Genomic DNA, 14411 nt, shown 5'->3' with positions numbered 1-14411 from the left:
ACCACCTAATTTTTGCATCTATCTTAAAATTTTAGATTCAAATGGCAGAAGTTCAAAGGATGACACTTGCTCTAACTTAGAGCTAAATAAAACATTCATATCTTTATATTGTTCATATAAATGTTTATGAGTGCTAAAATTGTGCATAACTACAACTTTTTCTTTGTTAACAGCAACCTCAAATATTATTAGTCCTTTAGAAGAATTTACTTCAACAAAGTTTATGTTTTTTTGAATTTGTTCTAAATCTGTAAGGTTGAAAAATTCTGTTTCTAATTTAAAAGCGTTTAATTGTGAAATAAAATCAAATACTTTGTCTTTTACCAAAGGAAGATTAAGATTTTGTCATTTCATGGAGTTAACATAATCGGTAGTTTTATATGTATTTGGATGTACCATGTTTTTTTCTGCATTTAAATTTAAATAATCTTTAGAAAGACTAACTTCACATCTATTGCCATCTTGACCAGAAAAATCGCATGGTTTAGATTGGAGTAATTCAGTTCCTGCTAAAAGCAACTTGCGACCTTGAGTAGTGTGCAACATAATTAAAGCTTTTCGATATTTTTCAATTAGTTCTTCAAAAGTGTTGTTCTTAGAGTTAATAATAATTTTGTCCCACAAAGTAAATCCATCATGGCATGAAACATATCCTAAATTTATCTTGGTTGTATTAGCAAAAAGGTCATAAAAATTATTCGAATGTTCAATATCACCTCATTTGTAGTCTTTTAAATTACCTACAATTGAAGATACGTAGCGTTTAAATTGTTCTAAATTATTTTCAATAATTAAACCTTTTTGAGATTTATTATTTTCATTGCAAGTAATTGAATCTCTGAGAGTATCGTTAAAATATGCAAACTCAAAATCATTATCATTGTAACCTTTAATGTAAGTAGAAGAAAATTCTAAATCAGAAAAAGGTCAAGCTTCACCATGTAAAATGATATTTGGATTAATTTTTCTAAGCTCAAAAGCAATTTGTTCATGTGTTTGTTTGTCAAAAAAACATGATAAGTCGAATCTAAATCCATCAACATTAAAGTATTGAACAAAATATTTTAAGACATCAATAATTAACTTTCTAACCATGAATCTTTGAGTGGCAAGAGGAGGTTGATCAACCGGGTATTGTTTGGCGTTGTTTCTAAAGTAATAACCAGGAAGAATGTTATTAAAGATATCGTTATGCATTAAATGGTTAAAAACCACATCCATAATAATGCCAATTTTATTTTTGTGAGCTTCATTAATAAAATTAGCAAACTCATGAATTCTTTGAACAGAAGATAATGGATCACTTGAAAAAATACCATTCAAAGTGAAATAGTTATGTGGATCATAACCTCAATTGTAGTTAGTATTTCAACCATTTCCTTGATTTTGGAGATAAATTTTTTGCTCAAACTCATTGACTGTGTAAGTGCTTTGTAAAGGTAAAAGTTGTAAATGTGTAATGTTTAGATTGGTTAAATGTTCGAAAATATTAGCTTCTAAAGCAGCGTTAAATGTTCCGTTTTTAGCTTGTAATTTACCAGGATAAATGCTGGTAAAATCCCTAATTTGTAGTTCGTAAACAATGGCTTTGATGTTGTTGCTAATTTGAGGTTGCAATTTTTGAGGTTTATTAATGGTGGTGTCTCAATCAAAAATTAAAGCTTTCCCAACTTTTTGTTGTAAGTGATTAAAAGGAGCCATAGATTTTGCATAAGGATCTAAAGCAATGGTTACACTATCATCGCTATGAGTTATACGATACTGATAAAAAGACCCTTGATATTCATTTGAAAGTTGCAACTCTCAAATTTGTTCTTTTTTATTCATATTAAGAACTTGAAAATCATTTGACAAGTAATCTTTGAAAATTAATACTTCAACATTTTTAGCAATTGGCTGTCAAAGTTTAATCAAAAATCCTTCATTGTTTTTTGTTACCCCTAAATCATCTTTATCGTATGCAAATTTAGAATCAAAGTCTTTAAATTGTTCTTCGTTTCAGTTAATTAAATTCATAGTAATTAAATTTTATAAATTTAAACATTTTAAATAATTAAAATCTTGCATATACAACAAAAAATAGCTTATTAGTGAGTCAAATGTGAAAACTGCAAAATTTTCCACATTTGCAAAATGCAATATTTTTAACTCTTTTTCCACATTTTAAGGTAAGATTAAATAAAATATTAGTTTTTTATTGCTTGACTAGTCAAAGCAAAACCATCTTTATTAGCAAGCTAAAAAACCGAAATTTTATAATTAAATTAATATTTTTTAAATATTTAAAGGAGATTAAATAAATTATGAAAAAAATTACTAAGATGTTAGGAGCTTTAGGTGTATTGGCTCCATCAGCAGCTTTTGTTGCTGTTTCATGTACTCAAAAAGAAACAGCAAGTCAAAAATATTTAGAAGAAATGAAAAACGACCCTACCGTTGCCGCTTTAAAAGAAAAATTTAAAAACTATTCAAAAGCGGAACTTAAAATTCTTTCAGGAAAACACGAAGCAACTCAACAATCTGAAGACTTAATTAAAGCTTTCAACCAATTCTTCGGAACAAACCTTAGATGAATTCAAGGTGGAGGTTCAGGAAACTATGAAACTTTAATTGATGCCAACTTAACAAACGGAAAAACAAACGGAGTTATTTTATTTAGTTCAGAAAAAGCAATCGGATTCTCAAAATACAACAACTTATTAGTTGATACAAGTGCATCAGAATATCTTGAAAACGCTACTGGACAATATGAAGATATCACTGTTGGGGACAAACACTTTATGCCTCTTTCAGAAGAATCTTACGGAATCATCTACAACAAAGATTTATTTGCTGAAAAAGGAATTATGGTTTTAGAAGGTAAATCATTTGGAGATTCTACAACATATTCAGCTGATGGTGTTTCATTAACAAAACCAACCGAAAACTACAATGGAACTGTTGAAAAAGACGGTAAATTATATGTATTATCAGGTGATTTAACAGCAGCAGGATTTGAAGTTATTTCAGCTAAATTAAAAGACGCAAATGTTCAACCATTCTACAACGTATCAAAAGCAGAAGGTGGAAACATCTGACCTATTTCAAGCCACACAATGAACGCTGTCTTATCAGCAAGATTACTTGGATCTAAAGGTATTCACGCTGACAAATACAACGAAGTTGTTGCTGATTTAAAAGAACACCCAGAAAACATCTTTACAGCAGATACTGTTAAAGCATTTAGAGATGTATTAATTGATTCATATAAAGCATACAACCCAGAATATTCACAACTCGAAAAAGGAACTGTTGATTCAACTGTTGCTGCAACAAATGTTGCAATTGGTAGAGCAGGAATGTTCCAAAACGGTACTTGAATGTACTCACAACTAAAACAAACAGCTAAAAAATACAAAAACTTTGGATTTTTACCACTTCCTATAGCAAACGTAGATAATGGAAAAAGCTCAATTTTCGTAGCCGCAACTCACAGATGAGGAGCAACAACAGAAAACAACAATCCACAAGTGAAAGAGCTTACAAAATTATTCTTACAATTCTTATACCAAACACAAACAGGAATTAAATTCCTATCAAACGAAATTGGTTCATCAAACCCTTATGCAGCTTCAACATCAGTTAAAGTTGAATCAGCAAACCAACTTATTACTTCTGTAAACAACTACACAGGAGCAAACACTGCAACTTGAGTTATGACTAACTTCCCAGAAAAATTCAACAATGCTAACTCAGATTATATTGAACTTATTCAAAACTTAGGTTCACAAAACCAAGGACAAACTCTTTCTTCATTGGTTTCAATTTACAGAAAAGCTCTTGAAGATGCTAAAACAGCAGCAGCTGAAAGTGGAAAATAAACTCAAATCACAAATTTGAATAAATGCCGCTAGCCGGCATTTATTAACGAAAGGACAAAATGTATAAGAAAAGATGATTTTTCGGTTTAGTATTACCGGCATTAATAATCTTTACTCTCATCGTTTTAATTCCTACTATTATGTCAATTGGTTATTCATTTACTGATTGAAATAGAGAAAACCCAAACGCTTCATTAGCGTTTGTTGGATTTAAAAACTTTGCCAACGCATTTAAAAGCAATGGCTTTTTAGAGAGAATTGGATATACAGTTCTATTTGCAATTATTAACTTAGTTTTAGTTAACTTCCTAGCACTTGGACTAGCATATATCCTTAATAAAACCTTTATTCGTGGTAGAAACATTCTTAGAAGTATTTACTTTATTCCAAATTTAATTAGCGGGATTTTAATTGGTTATATTTGACAAAGAATGTTTAATCAACTTTTACCTGAAATTTTTCCTTCAGTGACCGAATATTTAAATGGGAAAAACTTCACTACCGCAACACCAAATAGCGCTTTATTTGCAATGTCAATTGTGTACACATGACAAATGACAGGTTACATTATGGTTATTTACATAGCAGCGTTGCAAAATGTTAATAAAACCTTAGAAGAAGCTGCTGCCATTGAAGGAGCAGGAAAATGACAAACATTCAAAGCGGTTGTTTTCCCTGCTTTAGCTCCTGCTTTAACTATCGCATTCTTCTTAGTGTTAAGTGGTTCATTTAAAATGTTTGACCTTAACTATGCAATTACTGACGTGGCCAAAAGAGATTATCGTTTAATTGCCGTGGATATTTTCCAAACTGGTCAAATTGAAAAATTCTATGCTGTTTCACAAGCAAAATCAGTTATTTTCATTATCTTAGTGTCATTCTTATCATTTGTGCAAGTATATATCAGCAAAAAATTCGAGGTGGAAACTTAATATGAACAAAAAAAGACTTAAACCCACAACTATCGCAGCTAGAACTACAACAATTGTTTTTATAGTATCTTTTGCTGTATTATGACTTTTACCTTTTATTATTATTGCACTTACTTCTTTTAAAAATGAAGCTGCTAACTTGACACAAAATATTTTTACTTTTGACGGTGATTCTTTTGGTGCGGATAAAAACTATGATAAAGCCTTTGAATCATTAGACTTCTTTACCAGTTTCTTTATTACCTTGTTTTTAACAGTTGCATCAAATTTAATTATTATTTTATTAAGTTCGCTCACAGCTTGACAACTCGCTAGAGCCAAAACTTGATGATCTAAAGCACTATTTTACTTATTCTTAATGTCAATGATCATTCCATTCCAATCAATTATGTTTCCATTGTTATCATTTATGAACACCTTATATTTGGATAATTTAATCGGAATGGTTGTAATGTATACTGGATTTGGATTAGCGTTAAGCATTTTCATGATGCACGGATTTATTAGTACTATTCCTCTCTCACTTGAAGAAGTTTCTAAAGTCGAAGGGTATGGACCAATTCGTATTTACTTTAAGGTGGTATTACCTTTACTTAAACCAATTATTGTAACTATTTTAATTTTAAACACCATGTGAATTTGAAATGACTTCTTACTTCCTTACCTATTTTTAGCTGCCAAAGGAAAAGAATTAACTTTAATTACAGCTTTACAAAAAACCGTTTCAGGATTTAGTTCTTCATATGGAACTCAAAGTGCCGCACTTATTATTATCGTAATTCCAATGATTGTATTCTTCATTGTGTTACAAAAAAGTATTGTTTCAGGAATTACCAACGGAGCAATTAAATAAAGGAGACTATTATGCAATTTAAATCAAATAATCAAGTTTTAAATCCAAATGGATTACCTTCGCATATTGAAAAGTTATATGAACAACTTAAAGCAAAACATGAACAAGACATGCTTAATGCTCAAGATCAAAATTATGTTTTAAAAATCGAAAACATGGATAAGGTTTATGATAATGGTTTTCAAGCTGTGTTTGGTACTTCAATTGATCTTAAAAAAGGTGAATTCTTATCACTTTTAGGACCTAGTGGTTGTGGTAAAACAACTACTCTTAGAGCTATTGCTGGATTAGATTTACCAAGTAGTGGAAAAGTATTAATTAACGGAATTGATGTTACTCACTCAGAACCTTCTGATAGAGATATTACAATGGTGTTTCAAAATTATGCTCTTTTCCCACATTTAACCGTAAAAGACAACATCGGTTTTGGTCTTAAAGCAAATAAAGCTAAAATCGGTGCAGAAGCAGAATTTTACAAAAAAGAAATTTTCACTAAAAACTACATTAATTCACTTAAATCATTAGTAAACAACATTACTAACTACAATAAATTAGTTGAAAAACAAAAGAACTTACTTGCTAAAATTAACAAAAAAGAACAATCTTACAATGATTTAAAAGATAAAAGCAAAAAATCTTCTCGGGTAGCTTTCTTTAAATTAAATGGACTAAAATCTCTTTATGAATCTAATGAAAAAGAATTGAATTTCATCTCTTCTCAATCAAGTCGTGTAGAAGAATTTAAAGCCGAAATTGCTAAATTAAGTGAACAATTAAAAGAACTTGCTCAAGCTCGCAAAGAAGCTAAAACCAAAGATAACAAAAAAGAAATCATTGAAGCTAGAATTAAAGAAGCTAGTTCAATTTTAGGATTAGATTACTACTTAGATCGTAAACCAGCGGCTTTATCTGGAGGTCAAAGACAACGTGTAGCACTTGGACGTTCAATTGTAGGGAATCCAAACTTATTCTTAATGGATGAACCTCTTTCAAACTTAGATGCTAAATTACGTGCATCAATGAGAACTGAGCTTAGAAAAATTCACGAAAGAGTTGGAGCTGGAACAGTTTATGTTACTCACGACCAAATTGAAGCTATGACTATGTCAGATAAAATTGCTATTATGTCAGATGGATTTGTACAACAAATTGGGGCTCCTGAAGAAGTGTATAAAAATCCAGCTAACGTATTTGTTGCTCAATTTATTGGTACTCCAACCATGAACTTACTTTCAGGAAAATACGAAAATGGATACTTTGTAGCCGAAAACTTAAAACTTCAAATTCCTGTTTCAAAACGTAAAAATATTGAAGAAGGACAAGCGATTATTTTTGGTATTCGTCCACAAGATATTGCGGTTGATGAAGTTGTTAAAGATTCATATAATGTAGTTCTTAAAGTTAAAGTTGATTCAAAAGAACTTTTAGGAAACGAAATTCAATACAATGGATTAATTGAAGGTACTGATCAAAAATTAACTTTTATTACCAGTACATATGAAAAATACAACAACGGTGAAATTGTCGAAGTGTATTTAATGGAATCAAGAATTCATATTTTTGATGCTAAAACCACCATTTCACTAACTTCTGAATTTAACTACCAAACATTACACTCACTTAAAAACTGAGTTGAATCTTCAGAAAAAATTCAAATTCGTAGAGACTTACTTGAATTTACTAAAAACCAAGCAAAACGTGGTTCTTTAACAAAAGTAGCTTACGAATTTGTTAAAAAACATGTTAAATGCGCATGTAAAAAAATGTGTCAACTTAAAAAAACTAAATAAGAAAATTAAAATGGAAAACAGGGTTTTCCTTGTTTTTTTACATAGCAAAGAAAATATCAAAATACTTGATTTACGGATTTGACTTATCAAGAATTTATGGATATTTTAGACAGCATTTTTTATAATTACGATACTTATTTTAAAAGAGAAAAACCTAAATAAAAGAATAGGAAATATTATGAAAACAATCAAACTTGAAGACAGAATTATTTATCAAATTTTTCCTAGATCATTTATGGACTCTAACAACGATGGTGATGGAGATTTAAAAGGAATCACCAGCAAATTAGATTATTTAAAAGATCTTGGGATTAATGCAATTTGACTTTGTCCAATTTATCAAACTAACTTTGTTGATGCAGGATATGACGTTTTAGATTACAAAGATGTTTGGAAACAATTTGGAACATTAGAAGACTTTAAAGAACTTACAGCTGAAGCTAAAAAAAGAGGAATTGACATTATCATGGATATTGTTTTAAATCACGTGTCAAATGAACACGAATGATTTAAAAAAGCATGTGAATCTGAAGATAATGTTGAACACAATTATTTCATTTGAAGAAAAGAATTAAACGAAGAAGAAAAAGAAGCTGAATCAATTTTTGGTGGTAGTGCTTGAGAATATGTTCCTTCAGTTAATAAATACTATTTCCACTTATTTGCTAAAGAACAAGTAGATCTAAACTGAGAACATCCAGATACTCTTAAAGCAATGGTTGATGTTATTAACTTCTGATATGACCTTGGTGTAAGAGGATTTAGATTAGATGCTATTAAACATGTTTCAAAAAACTTTAGTGAATTCAAAAACAATCGTGCTTTTTCATGATGCAGTGGAGCTACTGATTATTTAAAAGAATTTAATAAACTAGCATTTGATAACAAACCTGATGCATTCACTTTAGGAGAAGCTAGCTCAATTTCACATGATGAATTAATTGAATACGGAATTACCAATAAAGTTTCAGATAATTACTATAACTTTGCATGATGATGAATTGGTTGAGGAAGACAAACTGGTAGAAATGGTTATGATGCAAATTGAAATTATCATGAATTTGTCAATCAACAAAAACCTTTCCAAAATGACGAATTAATTAGACCTGAAATGATTACTAACTTCTTATCAAATCACGATACTTCAAGAAGCATTTCACGTTGAGGTTCAGAAACTACCTTTAGAAACCAATCAGCTAAAACTCACGCAATGATGTTATTTTTACTTAAAGGAATTCCATGTATTTACTATGGAGAAGAAATTGGTCTTTTAAACACTCATTTTGAGAAACGTGAAGAATTTAAAGATGTGGATACCCACAATTCATTTGCTAATATGGTGGACAAAGAACCAATTTATACTGAAGAAGAAATGTTGCTTTATTCAAACATTAACTCTCGTGATGCTGGTAGAGTTATTATGCAATGAGACAATAGTGTAAATGCTGGATTTAACAGCGGAGCTACTCCATGAATTAAAAAAGGAAGATTTGCTGACACCATCAACGTTGCCAATGAATTAGCAAATCCAAATAGTATTTTGAATTTCTACAAAGAAATTATTAAACTAAGAAAATCAACTTATCATCAATTATTAACCTATGGTAAATCAGATATTTCTTTATTAGATTCAGGAGTAATTACCATCACTAGATGAGATGATAATCAAAAAATAGTTGCTTATATTAAATATGACTGATAAAGAACTTTCATTAGATCAAGATTTAAACCAAATCGTTTTATCTTCATGATCAGATAAAAAAGTTCCAAATGGTAAACTTAGACCATATGAATCAGTTCTTGTTGAAAAATAAGAAAATCAAGGAGAGAGACAATGGATTTTTTAAAATATGATTTAAACAAAAAGACTGTTTCACAAATTAAGTTTGATAAAACTAAAACTGCTAAAAGCGAAAGTATTTTTGCTTTAGGAAATGGATACTTAGGTCTTAGAAGCGCCGATGAAGAACCAGCTTACTACAACAAGGAAGATTTTTTTGTTAATGGGATTTTTAACAAAGCTTCTGCAGATGATGTGTCTGAATTAGCTAACTTAGCTGATTTAGTTACAACACCAATTTTATTAAATGGAAAACAATTAGAATTAAGCGAAGAAGACAAATATGTTAAAACCTTACACATTAAAGAAGGTCTGTTAACTAGAGAAGTTGAAATTGAACGTCCACAAGGGAAATTCAAGTTGTTCTTTGAACGTTTTGTATCACAAGATGATAAAAACGTTTATGCACAATACATCAGAGTGGAAGTATTAAGTTTAGCTAGAGGACAAAAAGAACTAACTTTAACTTTACTTCCAGCAATTAACGGACAAGTAACCAACACTGGATCACAACACTTTGCCGAAGGTTTAAAATCACGTCCTACCACAGAATCAGTACAAATGCAACAACAAACTACTTTCTCAAACAAATTTGCCGTGCATAATTTAATTACCAATGTTAAGGTAAATAACAAAAAAGTAGCTAGTGGTAATGATGATTATGTCGTAACAATGGCACGTCGTAAAGTAGGATTTAAAATTAATTTAACAGTTAAAAAAGGTGATGTTGTTGAATTAACTAAATTAATGTCAGTGCACACCAGTGTAGATTCAGAACACGAGCTATTAAACAATGACAAAGTTATTGCTAATGCTAATTTAAAACATAATGAATTGCTTTCAACTAAATACGAAACTTTAAAAGAAGCTTCAATTAAAGCAATGCAAGAAAAAGTTTGAAATCAATTTTTTGTTGAAATTAACGGAAAAACCAACGATGCTAAATATGATACTTTAGCATTGGAATTTGGAATTTTTCATCTTAACTCTTTTGTGCCACAAGATTCAATTTATAAAAATGTTGGAGCAAAAGGACTTAGTGGTGAAGGATATCAAGGACACACTTACTGAGATACTGAGTTTTTCATCAACCCTAACTACCTATTTACTAATCCTAAAGTAGTTAGAAATTTACTTACTTACCGTTACTTAGGAATTGAAGGAGCTAGAGCTAAAGCCAAAGAACAAAAAATTCGTCCTGAAGAAAGTAATTTACTTGGGGCTCAATTCCCTTGAGAAATGGCTTGACCTACCGAAGGTGAAGTGTGTCCATACTGAGGACAAGCTGATGTTGTCACTGGTGAACAAGTACCTATTGCTTCACGTAGACAAGAAATTCACGTGTCTGCAGATGTGGCTTTTGCTATTAACCAATACTATCAAGTGACTGGTGATGAAGATTTTATGCAAAAAATGGGTTATGAGATGCTAATTGATACAGCATACTTTTACACCAATAGAGCCGAATTGCAAAGTAATGGAATGTATGCAATTAAAGATGTAATGGGACCAAATGAATACAAAGGAAACATTGATAACAACGCTTACATTAACAAATTTGCTCAATACAACATTGAACTTGGGTTACAAGTAATTGACAAACTTTCACAAACTAAAGAAGATAAAAAACTTCTTAAAAGCATTCTTAAGAAAATTCCTTATAGAATTAATGTGGCTAAAATGAGAGAAGTAGCTGCTAAATTAATTCAACAACAACCAAATGAAAACTTAGTGATTGCTGAAAACGATCAATTCTTAGGATTGCCTAAAATTGATGTATCTCCATTCCAAATGCTTGGAGATGCTGGTAAAAAACTTTTTAGCACCAAAGAAGGGCACAAACGTTTATGTTCACAATTAGTTAAACAAGCTGACGTTGTGCTTTTAACTAGTTTAATGCCACATTTATACTCAAAAGAAGTTCGTGAAGCTAACTTTGATTATTATGAACCAATTACCACTCATGATTCTTCACTTTCTCCAGCAACATATACCATTGAGGCTGCTCGTTTAGGAAAAATGCAAAAAGCATATGAGTTATTCAAATACGGTATTAACATCGATTTAGGAACAAACATGCACTCTTCAGATGCCGGAATTCATGCCGGAAGTTTAGCTGCGATTTGACAAATGATTGTGTTTGGGTTTGGAGGTCTTGATTGACACAATAATCAAATGCACATTCACCCTAATTTACCAACTAAGTGAGATTCATTAAAATACAAATTTAATTATGCAAATGGAGAATTTTTAGTTTCAGTATTCAAAAAGACTTTTGAAGTTAAATGTCTTAAAGAAGCTAACAAAGCACTAATTATTGGAAACGAAAATGTCCACTTCAAAGAAAGCGAAGTAAGAACCTTTAAAATTGATGAGGTGCAAATTTAATGAAAACTACTATTAAAGGATTTGTCTTTGATTTAGATGGCGTAATTACCGATACTGCTCACTTACATTATTTAGCTTGAAAACATGAATTAGCTAAATACAATATTGAATACAGCGCTGAAGAGAATGAACCTCTTAAAGGGCTACCTCGTAAAAACACGTTAATTGCGATTTTAAAATTAAAGAATAAATTAAATGAATTTGATGATGCTTTAATTGAACAAATGTGTTTTAACAAAAATGAACAATACAAACAAATGCTCCACACCGAATTAAACTCAAGCGCAATTTTGCCAGGGGTTGAGCAGTTTTTAAAAGAACTTAAAGCACATGATTACAAATTAGCTATTGCTTCTTCTTCTTATAATGCTCCACTTATTTTGGAAAAAATTGGTCTTAAAGAGTACTTTGATTTTATTGTAAATCCTGCAAATATCAAACATGGAAAACCAGCTCCAGATATTTTTGTAGCTGCAGCAGTAGGAATTAATTTAACCCCACAAGAATGTGTGGGATTTGAAGATGCCCCTTCAGGACTTGAAGGAATCATAAAAGCCCAAATGCATTCAGTGGCAATTGTTCCTGCTGGAAGTGAACATTTATTTAAAGGAGCTACTTTAAATATTCCTTCAACTAAAGAATTACATTTACAAACTATTTTAAATGCAATTAAATAAGAGTTGAGCTCGCTTGTAAAGCGAGTTTTTCTTTTGAAAAAATCATTATAATACCTATATGAAGAAAGATCATTTTGATACTCAAGAACTAACAGTAGCATATGAAAAAGTTGTTGAAGTAAAACGTGCTAAAATTAAGCAATCATTGCTTACCTTTGGAACTTTTTATCGGGTAAAGTCACTAAAGTGACAAATTATTTTTACCTTAATTATTGCGATCTTTTTTGCTTTATTTCAATATTTAATTGTTCAAATTACTGGTTTATATGAAATGGGAATTGCAGCCATTTCCCAATCAGTGGCTCGATTAAGTTTTCAGCTGTTGCACAACTATGAAAACAAACTAGTTGTTTATAATGTAATTTTCTGAATGTTAAATCTAATTGCTAACATTCCACTATTTGTTCTATCATGAAAATTCATTGGAAAGCGTTTTACCTTACTTAACTTAATTTTTATGAGCACTGTTTCAATTACGGGATTAATTATTAGTAACTCTATTACTAACACTGAGCCTTTATATATGTTCGGTAAATTAAATGAACATCAATTAGTAACTTGGTCTAGTGGAACTTTTTCTGATTTTTCACTTATTTTCTATGCTCTTTTATGAGGAGCAATTCAAGCAGTATGCACAGCTATTTTGCTTATTATTGATTCTTCTTCAGGAGGTTTTGATATTTTAAGTGTTTATTTATCACACAAAAAATTCAAAAATGTCGGGCCTTTATTAATGATTTTGCATTTAGTATCATTTTTATTTAGTTACTTTTTAGGAAGTTACTTAACAAATGGACTTCAAAATAATAGCTGAGAAATGCAAAATCTCTTTAGCCCTGCATTTGTGGCGGGATTGTTGATGGTGTTATTTAATGGGTGATTTTTAAATATTTTGTTTCCCAAATTTAAAATGGTCAAAGTTGAAATTATTTCAAGTAAGCCTTGAGAAATTATTCAACAGGTCAACTTGCTTAAAGATTATCGTTTTGCTACAAGTGTATCTCAAGTTATTGGAGGATATACTAAAGAACCTCAACAAATTATTTCTACCACTTGCTTATTTATTGATGCAGCTAAATTTATCGAAGTGGCTCGAAGTGTGGATCAAAATGCTTTTATTAGCATTGGGAATTTACATAAAGTCGATGGCTATTTATATGTCACTTCCACTCAATATAATCGTTTATTTAAGCGTAAAAAAAATAAACCTGTCAATGAAGAATAATTTCATCTCAATTGAGATGATTTTTTAATACTTAAATATAATTATTAGTAATGCTTTCTACCACTACTATTAATAAAGGAATTTTTATTTATAAAAAAGAACTTAGTGAAAACGAATTTTTAGTAACTTTTTTAACCACTGAAGGTCAGCTTACATTATTTGCACAAGGTTTAAATAAACCAACATCCAAAAATGCTGCTAATTTAATTTATGGAGCTTTATGTGAGTTTGAATATTTTCAAGCTCGTCAAACAAACAAAGTGGGACGTTTAAAAAAAGCGACATTGTTATTTAAATATGAATTGGGTAATGAGAAATCCTTTACTTTTCTAAGTCGTGTTCATGATTTAGTTAAAAACATTCATTTTCAAAATGAATTTATTAATATTTACTTAGAAATTGTAAGTTATATTAACGATGAGAACTTTTATCAAAGTTTTAATTGCTTTTTGAAGGCTTTATTAAAATATTATGATTTAAGTTTTAATTTAACTTCTTGCTTAGAGTGTTCAAATAATAATGTAACTTATTTTGATTTTAAAATTAAAGGTTTTTTATGTTCAAAGCATTCAACAAAATCTTATAGTTCACTCTTGCTAGAGCGTTTATATATATTATTAAATGACACCAAAGAATATGTTCAATTACCTGTTTCAGAAGTCGATGAAATAATTTATTATTTAATTACATCTTTTTGCTTAGAAAATAATTTGTTTGCATTATAATAATTAAGCACTAAGTTGCTAATCTAAAAAAAGAAATAAAAAATATTTTTGAAAAAAATTTTTATATGTATAATTAGAAAGCAAACATTGCAAAAGTTCTTTGAAAACTAGATATATACAA

General features: G+C 30.0%; 9 protein-coding genes and 1 pseudogene. 9 read left to right on the top strand and 1 reads right to left on the bottom strand.

Going from position 1 to position 14411, the window contains the following annotated elements:
• Window positions 1-18 precede the first annotated feature (18 nt).
• Window positions 19-2016, bottom strand: coding sequence for a hypothetical protein (locus EXC45_RS01945; protein WP_036434996.1), 1998 nt, complete (start codon window positions 2014-2016; stop codon window positions 19-21).
• Window positions 2017-2303: 287 nt separating this feature from the next.
• Between EXC45_RS01945 and EXC45_RS01940 the strand changes: the two genes are divergently transcribed.
• The 9 genes and pseudogenes from EXC45_RS01940 to EXC45_RS01900 all read left to right on the top strand — a co-directional run bounded on the left by EXC45_RS01940 (window position 2304) and on the right by EXC45_RS01900 (window position 14290).
• Window positions 2304-3860, top strand: a complete 1557-nt coding sequence (locus tag EXC45_RS01940) for an ABC transporter substrate-binding protein (protein WP_036434998.1) — start codon at window positions 2304-2306, stop codon at window positions 3858-3860.
• A gap of 59 nt (window positions 3861-3919) precedes the next feature.
• A complete protein-coding gene (locus EXC45_RS01935) occupies window positions 3920-4792 on the top strand; it encodes a carbohydrate ABC transporter permease (RefSeq protein WP_036435005.1) in 873 nt (290 codons plus the stop codon).
• Window position 4793: 1 nt separating this feature from the next.
• Window positions 4794-5645: a carbohydrate ABC transporter permease gene (locus EXC45_RS01930; protein WP_036435007.1), complete on the top strand. Its 852-nt coding sequence runs from the start codon at window positions 4794-4796 to the stop codon at window positions 5643-5645.
• Window positions 5646-5656: 11 nt separating this feature from the next.
• Window positions 5657-7435, top strand: a complete 1779-nt coding sequence (locus EXC45_RS04115; protein ID WP_051616986.1) for an ABC transporter ATP-binding protein — start codon at window positions 5657-5659, stop codon at window positions 7433-7435.
• A 178-nt stretch (window positions 7436-7613) separates the two neighbouring features.
• Window positions 7614-9249, top strand: a pseudogene (locus EXC45_RS01920) (alpha-amylase family glycosyl hydrolase).
• 20 nt (window positions 9250-9269) lie between these two features.
• Window positions 9270-11663: a glycosyl hydrolase family 65 protein gene (locus tag EXC45_RS01915; protein ID WP_036435009.1), complete on the top strand. Its 2394-nt coding sequence runs from the start codon at window positions 9270-9272 to the stop codon at window positions 11661-11663.
• Window positions 11663-12340 carry a beta-phosphoglucomutase gene (gene pgmB, locus EXC45_RS01910; RefSeq protein ID WP_036435020.1) on the top strand — a complete coding sequence of 226 codons (678 nt, stop codon included), beginning with the start codon at window positions 11663-11665 and terminating at the stop codon, window positions 12338-12340. The genes EXC45_RS01915 and pgmB overlap by 1 nt, the downstream gene beginning before the upstream one ends.
• Before the next feature lie 58 nt (window positions 12341-12398).
• A complete protein-coding gene (locus tag EXC45_RS01905; RefSeq protein WP_036435023.1) occupies window positions 12399-13565 on the top strand; it encodes a YitT family protein in 1167 nt (388 codons plus the stop codon).
• A 50-nt stretch (window positions 13566-13615) separates the two neighbouring features.
• Window positions 13616-14290 (top strand): recombination protein O N-terminal domain-containing protein, encoded by a 675-nt coding sequence (locus EXC45_RS01900; RefSeq protein ID WP_036435026.1) that lies wholly within the window; start codon window positions 13616-13618, stop codon window positions 14288-14290.
• The last annotated feature ends 121 nt before the right edge of the window (window positions 14291-14411 follow it).

This window comes from Mycoplasmopsis columboralis (assembly GCF_900660675.1).
In the GTDB taxonomy this organism is placed as follows: domain Bacteria; phylum Bacillota_I; class Bacilli_A; order Mycoplasmatales; family Metamycoplasmataceae; genus Mycoplasmopsis; species Mycoplasmopsis columboralis.
This window is presented reverse-complemented; position numbering and strand designations above follow the sequence as displayed.